This is a genomic window from Pseudonocardia sulfidoxydans NBRC 16205, assembly GCF_007989085.1.
GTDB classification, from domain to species: Bacteria; Actinomycetota; Actinomycetes; order Mycobacteriales; family Pseudonocardiaceae; genus Pseudonocardia; species Pseudonocardia sulfidoxydans.
This window is the reverse complement of record NZ_BJVJ01000088.1, coordinates 1-22,176: the sequence shown is the minus strand read 5'-3', so window position 1 is coordinate 22,176 and position 22,176 is coordinate 1. Positions and strand designations below refer to the sequence as shown.

Below are 22,176 nucleotides of genomic sequence, written 5' to 3'. Positions count from 1 at the left end.
CTGCGGGGTGATCCGATCCCCGGGTGCCATGCCCCGGGCCGCCCACCACGACGACGCCGGATACGGATCGCCCGCCGCGATCGCGTCCGCCGTGAGCATCGCCGCCCACGCCGCCGTCTCCGTCGGCAAACCTTCACCGAGCGGACCCGGGGTGCGTTCGCCGTCCTCGGCGCCCAGCCAGGACAAGCTCACCCACGATCCGAGCGCTTGCGGCGCCCGGGTCCGTTCGAAAACCCTCAATAAGAACAACTCGATGTCCGCGACAGCCCGCAACGGCGGGCCCACCCACTCCGGCACACTGCCCAACCTCGCCATACCTGTAAGTGTGTCGACCGGTACCGACAATTCTTCCGACGAATCCCACAGGAAACTCACCGGGATCTGCCACGAATCTGTCAATTCGCAGGTGCCTCGCGCCAATTTGGCGGACGGGACTCCGTGCGGTCGCGACGCGCGATGGACCTATTGGGATGATGACGTTCACGAGGTGAGCAGAGGTGCCGACAGCCGGGGCGGGGACTGGTTTCGCCGACGTTGTTCGGGAATCGCTGGGGCGCTGGCGCCCACGAGCGTGGGGCCTAAGCGCTAGCACCCCTGGGTCCACGCGGGTGACCGCTCATCGCACACTGCCCGGACGGGCCTGTGACGGCCTTGACCAGGGACGATCGCCGGTCATAGCGGGAGCACTCCGCTGATCGGTCATGGGCCGCAGCGTTCGGACTCACGGTGACGGACGCGGGCCGTCAAGATCGCATTGCGCCGGACTAGGCCGACGTGGGTATGCGGGGGCGATGGCACCGGGTCAGGATTCTCCGCGCTCGCCTAGTGACGTTGGTAGGAACTAACCCAAACCGAGATCGCGGCGCGGGTCTGTGTGTCCCAGATGCACGTTCCCCGGCTGTTGTCACAGACGTTCGAGGATCACCCGGGAGAGGTGTGCTCGGCATCGGTCGCGGCGACGCTTATGCAACTCGTCGCATCGCTCCAATGGCGCTCGGACTGGCTGACGTCGAACAACGCAAGCTGGGGCATTGTCACTGTCCGGTCGCCCGGTTGCATGCGGCTACCTACACCCGGACGGACTTGCTATTGCGGGGCCGGCGCTCGCCGAGATCGCGAATGGCTAAGAGGTGAGTCAACGGCGGGCGATCTCCACGGCTGTGCTCGCCCCGGCCAAGCGTTGAGTTGTGCGGCTCCGGGCGCCGAGCAGAACTTCGGCGACGCCGCGCTGAACCTCTACTCGCACGCACCCGAAGCGTTGGACGACGCCGCACGCAGGATGGCTGGCTTGTTCGGGTTGCAGGCAGGATTGTTGCTCTACGGCGTCAACCATGCCAGGCAGTTGAGCCGCGCCCTGGATAGTCGTGATGTGATCGGACAGGCCAAGGGCATTCTGATGGAGCGGTTCGGCGTCGACCTGCGGCCGCCCGGACAGTCGGTGTCGGACCGCCCGGCACCCGTGCCGCCGCAGCCGGGGCAGCGACTGGTGCCCCCAGCCCAGCAGCGCGCCGACCACCACCACTGGTGGGACAACTACGTCGCCGCCGCGGAAACCGACATTTCCTGGCGGACGGAGCGGGAAACTCCGCGGCGGCGGCGCCGTAGCGGCGGTGCCCTCTCCTCAGCCGTGCGCCTCTCGGATTTTCGGTTCGAGGGGCGCTGCCGACGCGGCCCAACTTGCCACGGGGTTCGTGGCGGTTGTCCAGGACGCCTACCTCCTGGCGCAGACCTCCTGCGACGTCACGCCGATGGTTTCCGCGATCGACGTAGCCATCACGCATCTGCACCTGCTCAGCCGGTGAGGACGGCGAGACGTAGTAGAGGGCTCAACGCCGGAAGGTATGTGTTCGCTCATGCGGTCGTGCCGCCGAGGATCACGGCCGGTGCGCGAGCACGCTGCCCAGACGGAACGAGATGTGCTATGCCGTTCGGCAGGAGCAGCAGTAATAGTGGCGGTAGGTCGCCGCGACGCTGCCGCTACCTCCTCGGCATTTGCAGCACGGCCAGCCGGGCGCTTGGCGCGGCGGACCACTGGCCGTCTCAAATCGGGGCGAGCTCACCGACGAGCGCCGCGGCGGGCGTCGACGAGCAGCCACGGTAACTCGAGGTACGCGGATCGGCCATTTGCCCTTGACCTCCACCGCCCCGAGCCAGCGTCACTGAGGCTTACGCCTAGCTCGCGTTCATTAGGCAGGGCTTCGACACTCCACGTCGCGATCTAGACCATTCCCGCTGACCCGCGGGGCTGAGCCTGCCAAGACCATCCCCGGCCCTAAGCGGCGGACCAGAAAGAGATCACGCGATGAGATTTCTACCTGAGACGAACCAGAGCCAGATCCGAGCTTGAGCCCAGATAAGGGCATCTACGCTACTAAGCGCAGGCAGCCCCAAAGAGTTTTTCGGCGACGATCTCCTAATGCTGACCGTTAATCTCGAGCCCTGATACCGTAACCTCGTCCCCGTCAAGGACGGAGGCGAGCGCGTGGCTGTCTAAACACGCCGCTGGCAACCGCATGGTGCGACACAAGTCAGATATCCCGGAAATAGAGCGAAATCCAGCGGCGTCAACAGTCACCCTCAGTGTCCGTGCTTTCATTCTGCCCACCGAGTTCCAAGGCTGCCGACTGCTGGTTCCGCAGCGCTGTGAGCGTAGTGGAGGGCGACTTTTCGGAGGCGCCCCATCCCAGATCATGTAGCTCTTGTAGAGGTTCTGCTCGAGTACACGGCAACGTCGATTTTGGCGCCTCCCGATGAGTTTACACTCGACGTCCGATTATCGTCTGCGACGGCCTTAAGCGCGACCGCGACCGAGGCTGCTACTGCGCACATTGCTTGCCCCGATTCGGGCGGACAAAGTGGATAGCTCGTAGCGAGAATTGGGCACGTCACTGCCGCCCCGGGCGGCCGGCCCGCGGCTGCCGAGTACGGCCCTAGTAGGCTGCGGCCCGTGTGGCCTGGTGGCGGGAGAATCGACCGGTTCGGTTGACCGGCTCTTGCGCATCACCGAGGTCGCCGGCGAGGTCGGTTCGCCATGTTCGTCGCCGCCCGTAAATGACGCGGGCTCGGGAATACGCGCGTCGCCGGCGGTATCGCCTGTCGTTTGGCCTGTAGGCGCCGTCTCACCGTGCGAGACGGGCCGTCGAATCGACGGCATGCCCTCCTTAATCATTGCGTGCGACACCAAGATATAGGAGGATTCTGTCGACGGAGGTTCGTCAAAGCCTCCGTGATCTGACCGGCGCGGCACTGCTCGGTCCGCTCGCCGCAGCGGTGTTGACACAGTTGAGGAAGGAATCTTAGATGCGAATCGGCCCCCGACTGGAGAACTATCGCGAGAAGTACCGTCATGCGCTACTGACCCGTTCCGACGACGGCGTGCTCGAGGTGGTCCTGCATTCGGATGGGTCGGACCTAATCTGGGGCGCGGGGCCGCACGAGGAGTTGGGATACCTGTTCGAGGACATCGGCCGGGACCCCCACAACAAGGTCATTATTATGACCGGAGCCGGGGCCGCGTTCATCGGCCGAGAGAGCCTCGGTGGGGGGGCGATGACGGCGCAAGCTTGGCAGCGCATCCATGCCGACGGCAAGCGCCTAATCATGAGCCACCTAGATATTGAGGTGCCGATGATCGCTGCGGTCAACGGGCCCGCGCTCGTGCACGCGGAGCTCGCCCTGCTCTGCGATGTGGTCATCGCGGCGGAGAATGCCGTGTTCGCGGACTCCCCTCACTTCACCAACGGTTTGGTCCCGGGGGACGGGGTGCAGGTCGTTTGGCCGATGTTGCTCGGAATGAACCGGGCCCGCTATTTCCTTCTGACGGGTCAGCACCTCGATGCGCTGCGGGCGTTGGACTGGGGAGTGGTAAACGAGGTTTTACCGCGAGAGGCGCTCCTGCCGCGCGCGCGTGAACTCGCCGCCACGATCGCGGCCCGCCCTGCGGGCACACTTCGCGCGACCCGAAGCGCCATGGTTCACCAGATCAAAAAGGCCATGCACGACAACCTCGGCTACGGCTTGATGCTGGAGGGGATGGCGGCGATCCAGTACTGGCCAGCCGAGTAGACGACGCAGCAGGGTGCGACGAGGAGGTGTACTGGCAACCCCTAAGGACCTCCTCGCCGCGGTCGCGTGGCTGGACGGGACTAGTGTCGTGAGTCGTTAATCTTGGTGCAGTATCGGGCGATGCTGGCGAGGATGTCGTCAGCGGTCTTGGTCCAGACGTAGGGGCGGGGATTGTCGTTCCAGGTCGCGATCCAGGCTCGGATGTCGGCGTTGAGGGCCCGGACAGAGCGGTGGGTGCCGCGGCGGAGTTTCTTGGTGGTCAGCTCACCGAACCAGCGCTCGACCAGGTTGAGCCACGACGAGCTGGTCGGGGTGAAGTGCAGGACGAACCGCGGATGCGCGGTGAGCCAGCGTTTGATCGCGGGGGTCTTGTGGGTGGAGGCGTTGTCGAGCACCACGTGCACGGCGAACTCGTCGGGCACCTCGGCGTCGATCTTGGCCAGGAACTTCTTGAACTCGATGGCGCGGTGGCGGGCGTGCAGCGAGCTGATCACCGTGCCCGAGGCGACGTCGAGGGCGGCGTAGAGACTCGAGGTGCCGGAGCGGACGTAGTCGTGGGTGGCGCGGGCGGGGGTGCCGGGCATCATCGGCAGCACCGGGGCGGTCCGGTCCAGCGCCTGGATCTGGGACTTCTCGTCCACGCACAACACGACCGCGGCCTCAGGCGGGTTGAGGTAGAGGCCGACGACGTCGTGGACCTTGTCGACGAACTGCGGGTCCTTGGACAGTTTCCAGGAGTCCTGGCGGTGCGGCTGGAGCCCGAACGCTCGCCAGATCCGCGACACCGATGTCTGTGACATGCCGAGTTCGGCGGCCAACGAACGGGTCGACCAGTGTGTGGCGTCTTTCGGTGTGGTCTCCAGGGTTCGGGTGATCACTGCTTCGACCTGGGCGTCGGCGACAGTGCGGGGCCGGCCGGGCCGGGGTTCGTCGAGGAGCCCGTCGAGGCCGTGTTGCAGGAACCGGGCCCGCCATCGTCGGGCGGTTGCGACGTTGATGTCGAGTTTGCGGGCCACTGCGCTGGTGGTGAGTCCGTCGGCGGCGGCGAGGACGATCCTGGACCGCACGGCCAGGGCGTTTGCTGATGTCGCTCGCCGTGCCCACTGAGTGAGCTGGTCACGGTCGGCGTCGGTCAGGGTCACTGCAGGAGCCACGGGGTCCGGCATGAACCTAAGACTACCCAGCTAGCAAAGAAATAACGACTCACGACACTAGCGGCCGACTGGCACGGTCACCGCGAGGGAGGCCGAGAAGCCATGCAGGAGGTGTGCGTGGAGTGACCCTGGCCCTCCGGCGACGAACACCAGGACGTCCTCGGGGGAGGCGACCAGGTGTACGCGCCCGTCCTTTCGGACCCGGCCGAGCTCCTCGATCCCGGGGCGACAGGCCCGGGGAAAGAAGTCGATCGGCAGCGCGGCGTGCTCCCACAGTGCTGCCTGAAGCTGCTTGACGTCCGGGTATGACGCCGCGATGATCTCGGCCCAAACTGGGTTGATCGCGAGGGCGAACTCGGAGAACGCCGTAGCCGCCAGGAAGCCGTTCGCGCCAATGTACGCGGCGGACTTGCCCATGACCTCCACGAGATGGTCCGCGCCGTCGGCCACGGTGTCGACGACGTTGAGGGTGCCCATCGTCCCGAAAGCGGTAACGGCGTCGCCCGGGACCCCGCGCCGCTCTGCGAGTGGACGCCATGGCGACCGCTCTTCCCACTCGCCTGTGACGAGCCCAACGACGCGGGCGGGCTGGCCGAACACCGACTCGGACGTGATCCCGGCGACCTGCCCGGCGATGTGCCGCATGATCAGCCGGAGGGCCCTGCCGATCGACGGCGCGGGTCCGCGGACGCCACCGAAGGCAGAGTGCCCATGCGGGATGCCGATGTGGTTCCGGATCGGGCCGTTGACGATCAGTGCGGGGACGACCGAGGCGGTCGTCGCGTTGACCCCGGCGAGGCAGAGATCAGGATGCGCGACGGCTTCGACTGCTGCGCACAGCAGCGGCATCGCCTTCGCGGGCGCACCAGCCATGACCGCGTTGATGGCGATCTTCTCCACGGTGCAATCCGCGTTGAACGGCGGCAGTACTGCGACCACCTCATCTGCCGGGCGGTTGGCAGCCTCGACGAACCGTGCGACCTCGTCCGGAACGGGCGGCAGGCACGGCAGCCCATCGCCCCATCCAAGATCCCCGACAGACCGGTGGAAGGCCGCGGCCTCGAGGTCGAGCTCGACCGGATTGCTACTGAGGGTCGCCATCTCAGACCACCGCACCCATCGTCAGGAGCAGGTGCGGGTAGTACTCGCGGGCGATTGTGCGAACCTCAGGTTCGTTGCGTCCTTCCAGCGGGTAGGGCAGCAGCTGCACCTTCACCTCCGGCCGGCCGCTCTGCGCCGCGAGGGTGCGGGCCAGAGACTCGAAGTGCTCGGTCGAGACGAGGACCGTCGGCAAGTTGCGCGACAGGCTGCGCAGGGCGTCGTGGACCGACCACATCGTGCATGAGCCGCAGTTGCACAGGCCAATGACCGCGGCGTCGACGCTGCCCAGGAAAGCGTCCAGCTCGTCGTCGATCGTGGTCGCCTCCTTGCCTACCGGCGGCGTGTGGCGCCACCAGGCGATCCGGGCACCGTCGCGTTCGAACAGGGCGGCCCACTCGTCGGTCACCCAATCCCAGGACTTCCAGTAGATGTCCCGTCGCAGTCCCACGGTCCGGCCTGCGAGGGCGCCGGCCGGCGGGCCCGCGGGGTCGTTGATTGGTGGTGCAGACGTGGTCGGGTCCAGCACGATTCCGGTGGTCATGGCACTCCTTCGTACCGCTCGGGTCGATCGTGGTCTCGGGTCAGCCCGCGGCGGGCTCGACCCTGGGGTCGTGGATCAGCAAGGTGGTGGATGAGGCCTGTCCGGCCGACCAGCGGTCCTGGAGCAGGTTCTCCAGCATCGGCGGCGGGATGATGCAGTCGAGGCAGTCGACGGCGTCGAGGTTCAGCCGCACCTCGGCGGTCCGGGTGCCTGGATCGAAGCAGACCAGCTCCACATCGCCGCCGTCCGCCCGGACGAAGAGCCGCAAGTCTTCGATCGCTGTCTCCAGCATGGTGCCCATCCGCGCCTCCCGGGGTCCTTAACGTGTGTGCGGTATCTAAATATAAGGCTCCTTGCCCAGGGCGCAAGGCCGGAGAGGTAGCCTCGTGTGATGGACGCAGAGCAGGAGTGGGGTCGGTCGGTCTTCGCGTCGATGACCGCCCTGACGCGGGCCATCGAGGCCCTGCATGCGGGCGAGTGGGTCCAGCGGGCGTCGGGGGTCGCACTGGACCGGGCGCTGCATCCGGTGGTCGCGAGCGTCGGCGAGCGGGGCTCGGCGCGAATCAGCGACATCGCCCGCGATCTCGGCTTGACCGTGCCGACGGTCAGCAGGCACGTCGCGCAGTTGCTGGAGCGCGGCCTTCTCGAGCGTGTGTCCACCACTGCGGATCGCCGAACGACGGTCGTCCGGCTCTCGGCCCGCGGCCGGGCCGTCCGCTCGCAGCTGCGCCGGGCGTGGGTCGACATCCTCGGCCTCGCGACGCAGGACTGGGCTGACGACGAACGCCGCGCCTTCGAGGACCTGTTTGCGCGGTTCGCGCAGGGACTGCGGACCGCGCAGCCGGGCCGCAACGGTCGCGGCCGTGTGGTGCGGGTTGAGCACGGCGACTCGGCGCAGGCGTGACGCCGCTTCACAGTGCAAGCCTTATAACGTATTCTGCGTGGGTTGGTCTCGGGCCTCCAGCTGCTGCTCGGCACCGACGTCATCCGTGACCCCCCGTCCGGACACGCGGACCGGGGAGGGGCTCCCCGCGCAACGATGTGATGGAGGATCGAGATGGATCCGACCGCGACGACCGGGCCAGCGCGCCGCGCTCGGGCCCAGGGCGTTAAGGCCGATCGGCTGCAGGCCGCCCTAGAAGATCTCGACCCGCAGCTCGCCGAGTGGGCCGACGGCTTCATCTTCGGCGACGTATGGGCCGGAGATGAACTCACGCACCAGGAGCGCATGGTGGTGGCGATCACAGCGTTGGCGTCCACCGGGAGGCTGCTGCAACTGCGCAACTATCTGCATGGCGCTGTTCAGGACGGCATGCCCGCGGAGCGGTTGCGGGCGGCGCTGCGAATGCTGGTCGTCTACTGTGGATTTCCGGTCGCCCTTGATGCACTGTCCGAGCTGGACCGGGTTGTCCGGGCCGAGGCCCGGCGATGACGGCGATCCCCACTGTGCGGGCGGGCTCGGCTGTTCGTGTGCATGCGGCCGCGTTGCGGGAGTGGCTCGGGCGGCAGGGCTCTGACCTTGACCGGTATCGGTCCCGTCCGGCGAGTGGCGGCCTGGCGGCCGCGGTCGCGCAGGATCGAGGCCTACTGCGGATGCTCCACGACGCCGGGTGGTCCCGGGCGGGGTGGCCGGAGCAGGCAGGCGGGCTCGGCGGCTCGGCGACGTTGCGAGCGGTGCTCTACGACGAGCTCGCCGCCGCCGGAATCGAGGTTCCCGAGGCGTTCGTCATCCTCGAGACCCTCGGACCGGTCCTCACCGCCTACGCGCCCGACTTGGCCGTGCGCCACCTCCCGACCTACCTGGCCGGCGAGGAACTGTGGGGCCAGGGGTTTTCGGAACCGGAAGCCGGCAGCGACCTCGCGTCGTTACGGACCTGGGCCCGGGTCGACGGGGACAGCTTCGTGTTGTCCGGGCAGAAGGTGTGGACCACGTTGGGGCAGTTCGCGAGCCACGCCGCGGTGCTTGCCCGCACCGGTCCGCCGGATTCGGGACACCGCGGCCTGTCGATGCTGTGGGTCGATCTCGCCGCCCCGGGGGTCACGGTAGCGCCCATCGCCGCGGCCAGCGGACGCGACGAGTTCGCCGAGATGTTCTTCGACGGCGTCCGTGTCCCGCGGTCGGGGCTGGTCGGCGAGCTGGACGGCGGCTGGGCCGTGGCGATGTACCTGTTGCAGTACGAGCGCGGCATGTACGCCTGGTTGCGTCAGGCGGTGCTGCACCGCAGGTTGGCGGAGACGGCGGCCGCCGCGGCCGACCGGGCCGGGCCGGTCGCCCACGCGGCCATCGGCGCCGCGTACCTGGCGCTGACCTCGCTGCGCGCCCGGTCGCGGACGACGGTTGCGCGGCTGGCGGCCGGGGAGAACCCGGGGCCGGAGATCTCGGTGGACAAGATCCTGCTCTCGCGCGCCGAGCAAGCGGTGTACGACGCGGTGCTGGCCACGCGGCAGGAGGCGCTGCTGGTCGGCGACGGACCGGAGGAGACGGCGTTGCGCGAGGAGTGGTTCTACAGCCGGGCCACCTCGGTCTTCGGCGGCGCGGTCGAGGTGCAGCGCGACATCGTGGCAGACCGGGTGTTGCGGCTGCCCCGGGCCGGGGCGAACGGGGAACGCGATGGACGCGGCTGACCTGGACCTGTTCGCCGCCGCCACCGAGCGGCTCACCACGATGGCGGACCCCGAACTGCTCACCGCCGAGCTCGTCGACGCGGGGCTCGCCCCCGAGCTCGCCGCGGATCCCGCACTCGCCGGCGCCCTGCTTCAGGCGCAGGGCCGAATCGTCGGCCGGTCGACGCTGCTCGATCTCCTGATGGCCGGGCCTGATCACCGGCCGGGGCTGCGGGTCGTGCTGCCGATGCCGGGTTCGCGGCAACCGCCGGGTGTCCGCGCGGGCAAGACCGTCGCGGTGCGCGGGATAGCCCTATCCGCTGACGGCGCCACGCATTTCCTAGTCCATTCCGGCAGCGGCGCACGGGTGTTGCTCGCCGCAGAGCTCTCGGTCGTGCCTGTCGAGGCGTGGGACCCCGAACTGCGTCCCGCGATCGTCAGCGGCGCGGTCGATGGTGGGCCGGCGTGGGGTTCTTTGGCCCGAGATTGGGAGACCGTCGCCGAGCTGGCGGCGGTGGCGCTCGGCCACGAGCTTCTCGGGCTGGGGCGGCGGGCGCTGGAGATCGCCATTGCCCATCAGTCGGACCGGTACCAGTTCGGTCGTCGCCTCGTCGTGGCGCAGTCGGTGCGGCATCGGCTTGCCGACGTCGAGGTGGAACTGGTCGCGGCCGAGGCGGTCCTGGCGGCGTCCGGGAACGCCGGCGGGGAGGTCCGTGCCCACACCGCCAAGGCGGTCGCGGCGCGCGCTGCGCTGGCCGCCGCCGCCGCGGCCCAGCAGCTGTGCGGGGCGATGGGGTTCACCACCGAATACGGGCTGCACCGCGTTGTCCGGCGGGTTCGGATGCTCGACGCACTCGGCGGCAATGCTGAGGAGCTGCAATTGGAGATCGGCAGCCTGTTAGCCGCGCAGGGTGGCCTCCCCGCTCCGATCGAGTTGGCCGAGGCGCTGGAGGAGGCACGCCGTGCGTGACGTCGTGATCGCGGGGGTGGGTATCCATCCCTTCGGCCGATTCGACTACGGGTACCGGGAACTCGGTGCATATGCCGCCGAGGACTGTTTGCGCGACGCCGGATTGACCGCGGACGAGGTCGATCTCGTCCTGGTCGCCAACGTCGGCGCCGAGATGGCGAAGGGGCACAATGTCGTCAACCGGCTGCGTCACACGGGCAAACCGATCGTGAACGTCGAGGCGGCCTGCGCCTCGAGCGGTTCGGCCCTGGCCCTCGGGGCGGCATTGATCTCCTCGGGTGCGCATCGCAGCGTGCTGTGCATCGGGGTGGAGAAGGCACCGCGCGGGTTCATCGGCGCCTCGGGCTTCGAGACCTGGCAGATCGAGACCGGCCTCGGAGTTAACCCGCTGTACTTCGCGATACAAGCCGGGGAGCTGCTGCGCGACACTGAGGCAACCGAGGCCGACCTGGCCGAGGTCTCGGTGAAGAATCACCGCCACGCCGTTCACAACCCGAATGCGATGTACCGCAAGGAGATTTCCCGAGAGGAGGTGCTCGAGAGTCGGGAGGTGTGCCCGCCGCTGCGGCTGCTGTTGCTGTGCGCCCCCAACGAGGGTGCGGCGGCCGCCCTCCTCATGCATTCCGACGAGGCCCGACGGCGCGGCATCACCCATCCCGTGCGACTCACTGCCGCGGCGCTGGTCTCACGCGGCCCGGACGACTGGTTCGTCCCCGCCCCTGCGTTTCCGGTCGATCGGACCAGCTTGTCTGAGCGGGCGGCCCAACTTGCGTACGAGCAGGCGGGAATCGGACCGGCAGACGTCGACATCGTCGAGTGCCAGGACACCGACGCGGCCTCCGAACTCCTCGCGTACCGGGAGCTGGGGCTGTGCGCTCCGGGGGAGGAGGCAGCGTTGCTGCGCTCTGGGGACACCGCCTTGGGAGGGCGACGTCCGGTCAATGTGTCCGGCGGGTTGCTGTCGAAGGGCGAGCCGCTCGGAGCCTCTGGGCTCGGGCAAGTTCACGAGCTGGTCACCCAGCTGCGCGGGCATGCGGGCGCCCGGCAGGTCGAAGGGGCCCGTGTCGGGCTGGGGCATGTCATGGGGGCCGGTCATAACTCGTGCGTGGTGGTGGTGCAGCGATGACGTCCCTGGAACCGGCCGATCTCCTGGCCTGGCCCGAGCTGTTCCTGACCGCTGAGCCGGGCGCGCCCACAGCCCTCTTGGCCGGTGGCTGCACCGGCTGCCGGCGTACTGCGTTTCCCCGGGCGGCACGCTGCCCGGCCTGCGGAGCGGCCACCCGGCCGACCGAGCTGCGTGGCCCGGCGGTGCTGGACACCTGCACTGCCGTGCTCTCCACGCCGCCCGGCGCGCTCGTCGAGGCGCCGTACGAGGTGGGGGTCGCCCGATTCCCCGCCGCCCGTATTTGCGTGATCGGCTTGCTGACCGAGCGCATAGAGCCCGGCACGATGGTCGATGTGGTCGTCCACGAGCCCTACCCGGGGGGCCGGACCTTCGGGTTCCGCCCCGTCGGTGCGGCGGATCGCGACCTAGCGCCGGGGCCTCGGACGACGCCGTCCGCGGAGCGGTTGCTGTGACCTACTCCGTAGTTCCAAATCACCATCCTGACAATTCAAGTGATGTCGTGCCAGAAGGGCGCAGCAGGAAAAGATGATAGGACGCGCGAGACCTGAGCAGGACGATGCCGAGGACCAGGACCGTCACATGACACGGCGACTGAAGAAAAGAGTCGCCCTGGTTACCGGAGGTTCCCGCGGGGTGGGTCGAGGTATCGCGGCTCGACTCGCGTCGGAGGGCGCAGCGGTGGCGCTCACCTACCATCGAAACGCCGACGCGGCGGTCGACGCCGTTGCCGACATCGAATCGGCCGGCGGCGCTGCACGGTCCTATCCGTGTGCGATGACGGACTCAGAATCGATTGCTCTGCTCGTGGACAGCGTCCGCGGTGATATGGGCCAAGTCGATCTCTTCGTCAGCAACGCCGGCCACGCGAGCCGAGGTAGGGCCGTCATCGACACCGAAGCCGCCGAGTACCTCGAGCTGCTGCAAGTACACGTGCTCGGCCCACTGGAACTTCTCCGCCTCGTGCTCCCCGATCTTCGCCAGGCCGATCGGGCAGACATCATCGTCGTCTCGAGTGTGTTGACCGGGCAACACGCCCCGAATACCGCGCCGTACACCATCGCGAAGAGCGGCATGGAGGCCGCGGCACGAGTCCTGGCCAAGGAGGAGAGGCAGTACGGCGTCCGGGTCAACATCGTCGCCCCCGGCCTGGTCGCCACCGACATGGGAGAGCGTCTGGTCACGGCGGCACATGGATCGAGCATCAGCGAGGTCGGTTCGGCCTTCCCATTCGGCCGCGTCGCCTATCCCGCCGACATCGCGTCCGCGGTTGCGTACCTTGCCTCGGCTGAGGGCGAATACATAACCGGGCAACGAATCGAGATCGACGGTGGCGGTCAGCCCAATCTTTTCGGATGACTTCGCCCTCGTCGGCGCGACGAAGGTGGGGTCAAAGTGGAAATGAACCGCACAAGGAGGTCGGCGCCACCGTGAAGCGCACAATATTCGAGCCGGAGCACGAGTTGTTCCGTCAGACCGCGCGCGGATTTTATCTGAAGGAATGCGCGCCTCACGTTGACGAGTGGGAGGAGACGGGACGTACACCCCGTGAGCCGTGGCTGGTGGCTGGTCGACTCGGACTGATCGGCTGGGAGGCGCCGGTGGAGTTCGGCGGTCTCGGTGTGCGCGACTTTCGGTACAACGCCGTCATGACCGAGGAGCTACACGCGACTGGGAGCGCCAGCATTGGCATCGGCCTTCAGAATGACATCCTGTCGTCGTACATGGTGCACTTGACGAATGACGAGCAGAAGAAGCGCTGGCTGCCCGGGTTCGTCTCGGGCGAGCTGATAGCGGCGATCGCGATGTCGGAGCCGGGTGCGGGCTCCGACATCGCCGGCATCCGTACGACTGCTTGTCGAGAAGGCGACCACTACGTCATCAACGGGGCCAAGACATTCATCAGCAGCGGTTTGCAGAGCGACCTGATCGTCACGGTCGTGAAGACCGATCCCGCCGCGGGCCGCAAGGGCATCAGCCTGCTGGCCATCGAGCGCGGGATGGAGGGCTTCGAGCGCGGCCGGAAGCTGGACAAGATCGGCCAGAGATCGGCCGACACCGCCGAGCTCTCGTTCTCCGACGTCCGTGTGCCCGTCGAGAATCTTATCGGCGAGGAGAACCGCGGTTTCTATCACCTGATGCGGAACCTGCCCGCCGAGCGGCTCGGAATCGCCATCCAGGCGGCCTCCCAAGCCCGCCGAGCCCTCGAGATCACCACAGAGTACGCGGCCGACCGGAAGGCCTTCGGTCAGGCCATCGGCACTTTCCAGGTCAACCGTCACGCCATCGCGGAGATGACCGTCAAGCTCGACGTCATGCAGGTCTACGTCGACCGCTGCATCGAGGCGAGCAACGCGGGCGAGCTCACCGCGCAGGAGGCGGCGGGGGCGAAGTACTGGGCCACCGAGACCCAATGGGAGATCCTCGACCGTTGCTTGCAACTGCACGGCGGGTACGGCTACATGAACGAATACGAGATCGCACGTCTGTGGCGCGACGCTCGGGTCCAGCGAATGTACGGCGGAACGAACGAGATCATGAAGGACCTGATCGGACGCTCGCTCGGCTTCTGAGAGCGCGCGCCTGGGGTACGCCTGCAGGCCTACGGCGCGCATCCGCGTGGCCCGTCCGCCGGCCCCTGGGTCTTCAGGCTGCAGGGAGCGAGACTTGCTCAGTTATAAGGATTGGCACACACTGGGCCGCACGGCCGTTGTCGACAGCGTGGAGGCGGCGGTCGCGCCCCCGTTGCCACGGAACGGCGGCGGGAGGGCTGCCAAAACGATCGACGAGCGAGGGGTTAGGGCGATAATAAGCTCAGACGCTACTTCACACTCCCAGGAGCGCCCGCCTCGACGTCGGGTAGAAAAGATCGCGGAGCGTGTTGCTCGATCCATTGCGCGGGACATCGTTGATCGCGGCCTGACACCGGGGTCACGGTTGCCGCTCGAGGCGGACATGATCGCCGAGCACAACGTGGCGCGAGCGTCGCTGCGCGAAGCGCTTCGGATCCTGGAAGTGCAGGGCCTGGTCGTCATCCGCGGCGGGCCTGGGGGCGGCCCTGTGGTCGGAGGCGCGAGTGCCAGTGATTTCGCGAAGATGGCGACATTGCACCTGCAGGCCGCAGGCTCAACCTTCCGCGAGCTCGTCAACGCACGCCTCGTACTCGAACCCGTGCTCGTGGCTGAAGCGGCGAAGCGAGCGGAGCCGGAGGTCATCGCAGAGATGCGTACCGCAGTAGGTGGCGACATATCGGACACTTCAAGCAGCACCTACATCCGGCGCGCCTCGGACTTCCACACGATCGTGCTCAGCGGCTCAGGGAACTCTGTTCTGACACTCGTCGCGACGTCGATCAAGGAGGCCTGGTATGGGCGAGTGACCGGGATGATGTTCCCCGACGACGAACGAGACCACGTCGAATCGGATCACTCGGCGATCATCGACGCCATCGAGGCGCACGACGCGCCGCGAGCTGAGGCCTTGATGCGTCGCCATCTCGAGGAGTATGTCCGCTACTGCGAGCTCCGGTACCCGGGCGTCCTGGACGAGATTGTCGAGTGGCGCTGAGCTGCGTGGAACGCTCGACCACCAGGGCTCGAGCAGCCGACCGCCGCCGACCTGCGCCATCCGAGCGCGACGCGGGGCACACGACCAGTTGCTCGTCGGCTTCGGCACTCGTCTCGATGTGAGCCGTCTGGGACCACCGGCGCGGACTCTTGACATATAAGCCTTATAATCTATTCTTGGGCGGTCCGAGCAGCTTCGCGTGAGGACGCCACCGCGGTCCCGTGAACGAGCGGGAGCGACCGAGACGGCTTGGCCTGGCAGCCGATGACCCAGTCGTAGACGGGCGGCAACCGGGTGTCTACGCCTCCGGAAACGAGCAATGTGATCGACTGCGACGTCGATCGGAAAGGCGGGCCGCCATGACGTTGGAGGCAGCACAGCACCCTGAGGCTCAGCCGGGTGACGATCCGCTGGCCGGGGTGAAGATCGTCGACTGCGATGCGCACTGGACCGAGCCTGCGGACCTCTGGAGCGCTCAGGCGCCCGAGTCCATGCAGGACAAGATCCCGACGCAGAAGACGGTCGGCGGCCTCACGGCTTGGTATTTGAACGGCGAGGTGTGGGCCAGCACCGGCGGGAACACGATCACGCAGGATCGTCAGAAGGTCCTCGGTGCGCACATGCTGCACCCCTTCTCGAAGATCGACACCTCCGCGTATGCCGTGCACGAGCGGCTGGGGATCATGGACGACATGGGCATCTACGCCCAGATCTTGTACCCCAACGGAATCGGCTTCGCGTCCAACCATCTCTTCGCGATCCAGGACCCAGGCCAGCGCCAGGCGATCCTGACGATGTACAACGACCACCTGGTACACGTCCAGGATTCCTCACAGCAGCGGCTCTTCCCGCAGGCGGTCCTGCCGATCTGGGATATGGACCTCACCATCAAGGAGATGACCCGGCTGCTGGACCGCGGAATTCGCGGTTTCACCCTCTCCGACAAGCCCGAGCTGCTGGGCCTGCCCGAGCTTCCTGAGTCGTACTTCGAGCCGATGTGGGACCTGTTCAACGAGTCAGGTGCCGTGGCGAACTTCCACATCGGCGCCGGTCAACGTCGTGAGGACATGGAGGCTTTGAGGCGGTCGACGAGCCGTGAGTCCGGACGGACGCCGACAGACCCCGCGCCGGGCACACCTCCCGTGGTCGCCGCCCCGACATGGCGATCGTTCGGTCCCCAGCGCAGGCTCGCCGTGCATGCGGCGCAGATGTACATGAGTAACGTCCGCATTGTCGTCAATCTGTGCAACAGCAACTTGTTCGACCGCTTCCCCAAATTGAAGATCGTCTCCGCCGAGAGCGGGATTGGTTGGGTCCCGTTCATCCTCGAGGCGATGGAGTTTCAGTTTGACGAGATGGTGACCCACCCGGACGAGCGACAGTTCGCCCAGCGCCGGCCGCGCGAGTACTTCCGCGATCATCTCTATGTCATGTTCTGGTTCGAGGAGATCGGTGCCTCGAAGCTGATCGAGGACATCGGTGTGGGCAACGTCCTCGTCGAGACCGATCTGCCCCATCCCACCTGCCTATACCCGGGCCCCAAGGAGCACTTCAGCCGGGTCATGGGCGGGCTTCCTCAAGCCGCGCAGCAGCGCATCCTGCAGGACAACGCCGCCGAGCTCTACAAGATCCCACTGGGCTAAGGCCATCGGCCCGTGCCGCCACCAGGCTTGCCGAGAGGCGAGGACCCGGCCCCGGCAGGCACTACCGCCCGACGACGCGACGGAGTCACCGTGCAGATAACCCATCACGTCCGCATCCCGCGTGCGCGCCTGGTCATCCCCGGACCCGGCGGGCGACCGGCCCGCGCTAGCGGAGGGATGCTGCTCGCCCTCCAGGACGGGCCCGCAGCATGACCCGTTACCTGGCCGGGCGCCTCGGGCAGTTCCTGATCGTCGTGGGCGGGGCGCTGCTGGTCGTCTTCATCCTATTGTACGCGATCGCCGACCCTGCGCGGACCATGCTCCCGGTCGGCACACCGGACAACGTGGTGGCGGACTTCCGGGCACGCTACGGATTCGATCAGCCCTTGCTGGTTCAGCTGGGGACCTTCTTCGCGAAGGCGGTTCACTTCGACTTCGGCGAGTCGCTCTGGCAAGGGGGGAGCGCGATCGGCAGCGTCCTCGCCCATCTCCCAGCGACATTGCTGATCGCGATCCCCGCGGTCGTGTTGGGCGCCGCGGCCGGCCTCGTCCTCGGCACCGTCGCCGCCCGCCGGCCCGACTCAGGCTTGGCCCAGGCGCTCAACGTCTTCGCCTACGGCGTCATCTCGGTGGCCGAGTTCTGGGTCGGCCTAATGCTGATCCTGATCTTCGCGGTGATCATGGGATGGCTCCCGACGGGCGGCTACGATCCCAAACCCGCGACGCTGGTCCTGCCGGTGCTCGTCCTCGCGATGAAGCCGTTCGCGCAGATCTTCCAGCTGACCCAATCGACGATGGTGACCGAGTACGGCAAGCAGTACGTCATGGCCGCCCGGGCGAAAGGCCTCGGGGAGGTCGCAGTCGCGCGGGAGCACGTCATCCGCAACGCCGCGATTCCCGTCGTCACCCTTGGCTTCTACGAACTGGGAAGAGTGTTCGTCGGGACCGCGGTCATCGTCGAGGTGGTTTTCGCCTGGCCAGGAATAGGCCGGCTCGCGGTGGGTGCTCTGGAACACGGCGATGTCTTCCTGGTGCAGGCGATCGTCGCTGTCGCCGCCATCGTGGTCGCCGGGCTGAACCTCGGCGCCGACCTGCTCTACTTCCGTCTCGATCCCCGGACCCGCAGCGTCCTGAAGGGCGGCTCGTGATGACGGTCGGCTCGCTGCTCGGTTCGCTCCGCCGCCAGCCGGTGATCGCCGTAGCGGCGATCGTCGCGGCGGTCCTGCTCATCCTCGCCGTCGCCTACCCGCTGCTCACACACGTCGACCCGAACGGCTCGCAGCTCAGGTTGCGGCTGCAGCCGCCCTCTTGGCTCGGCGGCGAGGGACTGCTCGGCACCGATCAGCTGGGCCGTGACCTTTGGACGCGCATCCTGTTCGGGCTGCGGACCTCGTTCCTCGTGTCCATCGGAGCCTGCGTCGTCGGTGCCGTCGTCGGCACAGCAGTCGGGCTCGCGGCCGGCTACTTCGGGGGCAAGCTTGACGCCGTCCTGATGCGGATCACTGACATCCAGCTCTCGTTCCCCGCGCTGCTCCTCGCCATGCTGGTCGTGGGCCTGCTGGGGAAGGGGATCTGGCTCCTTGTCCTGATCTTGGGGCTGAGCACATGGATGATCTTCGCTCGGGTCATCCGTAGCGCCGTCCTCCAGATCCGGTCGACCGAGCTCGTGGTCTCCTCGACAAGTATCGGTGCCACCCGAACCCGCATCGTGTTGCGGCACGTCCTGCCCAATGTCCTCGGCCCGCTCGCCGCTCTGGTCGCACTGGAGTTCGCCCGAATCATGCTCGCCGAGGCATCCCTGAGCTTCCTCGGCTTCGGCGTCGAGCCGCCGGGGATTTCGCTCGGCGCCATCCTCGCAGGTGGCCGTGACTACCTCCAGAGTCAGTGGTGGATCGCGACCTTTGCCGGGCTGTTCCTGGCCTTGGCCGTACTCAGCACCAACCTCGTCGGCAGCTGGCTGCAGCGGGTTGTCGACCCGACCCGAGTGACCACCTGAGGCGGATGACGATGACCGATGCAGCACACGCGGTCCGGACACGAGCGGTCGCGGACACGACGGCGCCGCCGGAGAACCCTGCCCTGGCCAGGGTCGAGAACCTCCGCATCACCTTCGACCGGGACGCGGGCGACTCGGTCAGCCCGGTCGAGGACGTGTCGTTCGAGGTGCGCCCCGGCGAGCGGCTCGCCGTGGTGGGTGAATCCGGCAGTGGAAAGAGCCTGACCTCCCTCGCGTTGATGGGTCTGGTGGACCGGGTCGGTGGCCGAATCGCCGACCACAGCCAGGTCGAGGTGCTCGGGGTGGACATGGTCCGCGCGCCCGAGCCCGCCCGTCGGGCGCTCCGCGGCGGCGGAATTGGGATGATCTTCCAGGACCCGCTGACCTCCCTGGACCCGGTCCGCTCCGTGGGCTTCCAGCTGGGCGAGGCGATCGAGCTGCACCGCCCCGCGCTCGACAAGCACGAGACCGGCAAGCTGGCGGTCGACCTGCTCGACCAGGTGCGGCTCCCCCGACCGCAGGCTCTCCTCGCGTCATACCCGCACGAGCTGTCTGGGGGAATGCGCCAGCGCGTCATGATCGCCATAGCCCTTGCCGGTGACCCCGACCTGCTGATCGCTGACGAGCCGACCACGGCACTCGACGTAACCGTCCAGGCCCAGATCCTCGACCTCGTCCACGACCTCTGCGATGAGCGGAGCCTTGCGGTCGTGTTGGTGACCCACGACCTCGGCGTAGTGGCTGGCTTCGCGGACCGGGTCGTGACCATGTACGCCGGGAGAATCGTCGAACAGGGTGCAACCGAGGAGGTCTACGCCGCTCCGCGCCATCCCTACACCGACGCGCTGATGCGGTCGATCCCGCCACTCACGCATCGCGAGCCGCGCCTCGTCGCGATCCCGGGGTCGCCGCCCGAGCCCGCACATCGCCCGACCGGCTGCGCCTTCCACGACCGCTGCGGTTTCGCCGAGGAGCACGTCTGCACCACGGAACGGCCGCCGCTCACCCTCGTTGAGGGAAGCAGTGACGCTCGCCGGGTCGCGTGCTTGCGACTCACCGAGATCACGTTCCCGCTGGGCGCCGCGAGGGCGACGGAACGTGCCGAGTCGACCGGGCCGGCCGGCGCCGCCGACGGTTCCCCGCTGGTCTCGGTCCGGGGCCTCACGAAGAAGTTCGCGATCCGCTCGGGTGGCTTCGGCAAGCGCGAGCAGCTCACCGCGGTAGACGACGTGTCCCTCGACATCGGACGGGCCGAAATCCTCGGAATCGTCGGGGAGTCGGGCAGCGGCAAGTCGACCCTCGCCCGGTGCCTGCTGCGGCTGATCGATCCGACGTCCGGGCGGATCGAGTTCGACGGCCGGGACCTCGCCTCGATGTCGGCGCGCGAGCTGCGCAAACAGCGCCCGCGAATGCAGATGATCTTCCAGGATCCGTCGTCGTCGCTGAACCCGCGGATGACCGTGCGACAGACCCTGCTCGAGCCGCTGAAGATCCACGGTCGCCCAGCCGACGAGCAGACACTCGTCGGACTCCTCGATTCGGTCAAACTGCCCGCTTCTGCCCTCGCCCGCTATCCGCACGAGTTCTCCGGCGGTCAACGCCAGCGCATCGCCATCGCGAGGGCGATCGCGCTCCGGCCCGAACTGCTGGTGTGCGACGAGCCGGTCTCCGCACTCGACGTGTCGGTCCGGTCGTCGCTGCTCAACGTCCTGTCCGACCTGCGCGCCGAGCAGGGGATCTCGCTGGTGTTCATCGCGCACGACCTGGCGATGGTGCGCTTCCTGTGCGACCGCGTTGGCGTCATGTTCCGGAGCCGCTTGGTAGAGCTGAACGGGAACCCCGAGATATACGACGCGCCGGTGCACCCCCACACTCGTGCCCTGCTCGCGGCGCAGCCGATACCTGACCCGGACGTCGAACGTCGACGCCGCACGATGCGACGTGACCTGTTGAACGAGGCGGGTGACCCCTCGACCGAAGGGACACGAAACGTCGAGAGCGCCTGAGCGGCTCAGCCCACGACCAAACGGCGCAGTGCCCGTTCGCACGCAGTACCTGTCCCGCGGGACCCGAGGCCGAGCCCCGGAGCCCCACTTACCCCCCGGCACTCTGGAGAGCAAAGATGCTCGGTTCGAAGCGACGTCGCGCCTGGCTCGGCGCGGTGCTTGCCGCGATCGCGGTGACCGCCGGCTGCGCCGGCGGAGGTCAACCCGCCGGCGCGGCACCCGTGAACGGCGGAACGTTCACGATGGCGGTGAGCGGTGACCTGTCGGACATCGATCCGCAACGCAGCCCGACACAATGGATCCAGCTGGTCCACTACGGCAACGTCTCGGAGACCCTCGCGACGCTTGACCCCGGTGGAAAGCTCGTCCCCCTGCTCGCTACCGAATGGTCCCAGACCCAGCCCCAGGTGTGGCGGTTCAAGCTCCGCCCCGGCGTCAAGTACCAGAACGGCGAGACCTTTGACGCCGCCGCCGTGAAGTACAGCCTGGATCGGATCACCAGTCCGGACTTCGGCGCCGAGCACGTCGGCTTCTTCGCGAGCTACGACCGGACGGAAATCATCGATCCGACGACCGTCGAGATCCACACGAAGGTCCCGGACGCCGAGTTCCCGCTGCACCTCACGTTCGCCCCCATGGTGCCGCCTGCGTATACGGCGGCGGGCCCGAAGGACGTACTCGACAAGGCTGCTATCGGCACCGGTCCATACCTCATGGACTCGCGCACGACCGATCGCGTCGTGCTTAAGAAGAACCCCAACTACTGGGGTGAGATCCCTGCCACCGCACCCGACCAGGTCGTCCTCTTGGCGAGGCCCGAGGATGGGGCCAGGCTGTCCGGCCTGCAGGCCGGCGAGATCGACGTGGCGAACCTGCCGCCGTTCCTGGTCAAGCAGGCGCCGAGGTACCAGACTGCAGCACCCGCGCAGAAGCTCATCGTCTCCCTGAACGCGTACGCCGGCGTCACCGCGAACCCGAAGGTGCGCGAGGCGATCGTCCTGGCCACCGACAACGAGGGCATTCGGCAGGCCCTATTGGGCGACGACTTCAGCGTCCCCGGCCTGTGTCAGCTCGGGGTGGACGGCATTTCCGGATTCACCGCAGGCCTGCAGAACCAGCGGTTCGACCCCGACCGCGCCCGGCAGCTGATTCAGGAGGCCGGTGCCCAGGGCGCCACGTTCCGACTCGCCACGCCGGCCGGACGGTGGCCGCAGGACCGCGAGGCCGCCGAGCTCGTCGTGGAGCAGCTCAACGCAGTGGGACTCAACGCGCAGCTGATGACCCTCGACTTCCAGACCTACCTGAAGACGATCTTCGCCCCGAAGGCGACCCGGGTGGAGGCGTTCCTGATCGGCGCGAGCTTCGACTCCGGATCCGTCGCGCAGCCCTACGGCGCATACCTGACT

21 protein-coding genes are annotated in these 22,176 nt (G+C 67.6%); 16 read left to right on the top strand and 5 right to left on the bottom strand.

The annotated features are described in order from the left end of the window. Positions 1–375, bottom strand: a 375-nt coding sequence (locus PSU4_RS32020) for a hypothetical protein (RefSeq protein ID WP_222596412.1), incomplete at its 3' end; no start/stop codon positions are given. A gap of 508 nt (positions 376–883) precedes the next feature. On the opposite strand from PSU4_RS32020, the gene PSU4_RS32850 reads away from it, so the two are divergent. Both PSU4_RS32850 and PSU4_RS26855 read left to right on the top strand, forming a co-directional pair. Next, complete coding sequence (locus tag PSU4_RS32850) at positions 884–2,101, top strand: ANTAR domain-containing protein (protein ID WP_222596413.1); 1,218 nt, start codon at positions 884–886, stop codon at positions 2,099–2,101. Positions 2,102–3,300: 1,199 nt separating this feature from the next. Continuing rightward, positions 3,301–4,065, top strand: coding sequence for an enoyl-CoA hydratase/isomerase family protein (locus tag PSU4_RS26855; protein ID WP_147114343.1), 765 nt, complete (start codon positions 3,301–3,303; stop codon positions 4,063–4,065). Between the two features lie 80 nt (positions 4,066–4,145). Here the strand turns inward: PSU4_RS26855 and PSU4_RS26850 are convergent, their stop codons facing one another. Genes PSU4_RS26850 through PSU4_RS26835 form a run of 4 tightly spaced genes read right to left on the bottom strand, consistent with a single transcriptional unit; the run spans position 4,146 to position 7,162 of the window. Next, positions 4,146–5,231, bottom strand: a complete 1,086-nt coding sequence (locus PSU4_RS26850) for an IS630 family transposase (protein WP_147114339.1) — start codon at positions 5,229–5,231, stop codon at positions 4,146–4,148. A 45-nt stretch (positions 5,232–5,276) separates the two neighbouring features. Continuing rightward, positions 5,277–6,320 carry a hypothetical protein gene (locus tag PSU4_RS26845; protein WP_222596411.1) on the bottom strand — a complete coding sequence of 348 codons (1,044 nt, stop codon included), beginning with the start codon at positions 6,318–6,320 and terminating at the stop codon, positions 5,277–5,279. Position 6,321: 1 nt separating this feature from the next. After that, a complete protein-coding gene (locus PSU4_RS26840; RefSeq protein WP_147114336.1) occupies positions 6,322–6,861 on the bottom strand; it encodes a UGSC family (seleno)protein in 540 nt (179 codons plus the stop codon). Positions 6,862–6,901: 40 nt separating this feature from the next. Next, positions 6,902–7,162 (bottom strand): NifU family protein, encoded by a 261-nt coding sequence (locus PSU4_RS26835; RefSeq protein ID WP_147114333.1) that lies wholly within the window; start codon positions 7,160–7,162, stop codon positions 6,902–6,904. A gap of 90 nt (positions 7,163–7,252) precedes the next feature. Between PSU4_RS26835 and PSU4_RS26830 the strand changes: the two genes are divergently transcribed. The 14 genes from PSU4_RS26830 to PSU4_RS26765 all read left to right on the top strand — a co-directional run. Next, entirely contained in the window at positions 7,253–7,765 is a 513-nt protein-coding gene (locus tag PSU4_RS26830; protein ID WP_147114330.1) for a MarR family winged helix-turn-helix transcriptional regulator, read from the top strand. 153 nt (positions 7,766–7,918) lie between these two features. Then, entirely contained in the window at positions 7,919–8,293 is a 375-nt protein-coding gene (locus PSU4_RS26825; protein ID WP_147114327.1) for a carboxymuconolactone decarboxylase family protein, read from the top strand. Beyond that, the gene (locus PSU4_RS26820; RefSeq protein WP_281290742.1) at positions 8,290–9,486 is read left to right on the top strand and encodes an acyl-CoA dehydrogenase family protein; all 1,197 of its coding nucleotides are present in this window, start codon (positions 8,290–8,292) and stop codon (positions 9,484–9,486) included. Before PSU4_RS26825 ends, PSU4_RS26820 begins: the two co-directional genes overlap by 4 nt. Further along, positions 9,473–10,435 carry an acyl-CoA dehydrogenase family protein gene (locus PSU4_RS26815; protein WP_147114321.1) on the top strand — a complete coding sequence of 321 codons (963 nt, stop codon included), beginning with the start codon at positions 9,473–9,475 and terminating at the stop codon, positions 10,433–10,435. Before PSU4_RS26820 ends, PSU4_RS26815 begins: the two co-directional genes overlap by 14 nt. Beyond that, the gene (locus PSU4_RS26810) at positions 10,428–11,561 is read left to right on the top strand and encodes a thiolase family protein (RefSeq protein ID WP_186817203.1); all 1,134 of its coding nucleotides are present in this window, start codon (positions 10,428–10,430) and stop codon (positions 11,559–11,561) included. The genes PSU4_RS26815 and PSU4_RS26810 overlap by 8 nt, the downstream gene beginning before the upstream one ends. Next, a complete protein-coding gene (locus PSU4_RS26805; protein WP_147114315.1) occupies positions 11,558–12,013 on the top strand; it encodes a PhlB family protein in 456 nt (151 codons plus the stop codon). Before PSU4_RS26810 ends, PSU4_RS26805 begins: the two co-directional genes overlap by 4 nt. Before the next feature lie 73 nt (positions 12,014–12,086). Beyond that, on the top strand, positions 12,087–12,917 hold the full coding sequence (locus PSU4_RS26800; protein ID WP_307724803.1) for an SDR family NAD(P)-dependent oxidoreductase: 831 nt from the start codon (positions 12,087–12,089) through the stop codon (positions 12,915–12,917). Positions 12,918–12,988: 71 nt separating this feature from the next. Next, positions 12,989–14,131 carry an acyl-CoA dehydrogenase family protein gene (locus tag PSU4_RS26795; RefSeq protein WP_147114309.1) on the top strand — a complete coding sequence of 381 codons (1,143 nt, stop codon included), beginning with the start codon at positions 12,989–12,991 and terminating at the stop codon, positions 14,129–14,131. 46 nt (positions 14,132–14,177) lie between these two features. Next, positions 14,178–15,125 (top strand): FadR/GntR family transcriptional regulator, encoded by a 948-nt coding sequence (locus PSU4_RS26790; RefSeq protein WP_307724802.1) that lies wholly within the window; start codon positions 14,178–14,180, stop codon positions 15,123–15,125. Between the two features lie 359 nt (positions 15,126–15,484). Then, complete coding sequence (locus PSU4_RS26785) at positions 15,485–16,768, top strand: amidohydrolase family protein (protein ID WP_147114304.1); 1,284 nt, start codon at positions 15,485–15,487, stop codon at positions 16,766–16,768. Positions 16,769–16,977: 209 nt separating this feature from the next. Beyond that, positions 16,978–17,916 carry an ABC transporter permease gene (locus tag PSU4_RS26780; protein ID WP_147114302.1) on the top strand — a complete coding sequence of 313 codons (939 nt, stop codon included), beginning with the start codon at positions 16,978–16,980 and terminating at the stop codon, positions 17,914–17,916. Beyond that, the gene (locus PSU4_RS26775; protein WP_246115371.1) at positions 17,916–18,764 is read left to right on the top strand and encodes an ABC transporter permease; all 849 of its coding nucleotides are present in this window, start codon (positions 17,916–17,918) and stop codon (positions 18,762–18,764) included. The genes PSU4_RS26780 and PSU4_RS26775 overlap by 1 nt, the downstream gene beginning before the upstream one ends. Further along, positions 18,653–20,770 (top strand): dipeptide ABC transporter ATP-binding protein, encoded by a 2,118-nt coding sequence (locus PSU4_RS26770; RefSeq protein WP_147114296.1) that lies wholly within the window; start codon positions 18,653–18,655, stop codon positions 20,768–20,770. The genes PSU4_RS26775 and PSU4_RS26770 overlap by 112 nt, the downstream gene beginning before the upstream one ends. A 116-nt stretch (positions 20,771–20,886) precedes the next feature. Then, on the top strand, positions 20,887–22,176 hold a 1,290-nt coding region (locus tag PSU4_RS26765; protein WP_147114293.1), incomplete at its 3' end, for an ABC transporter substrate-binding protein.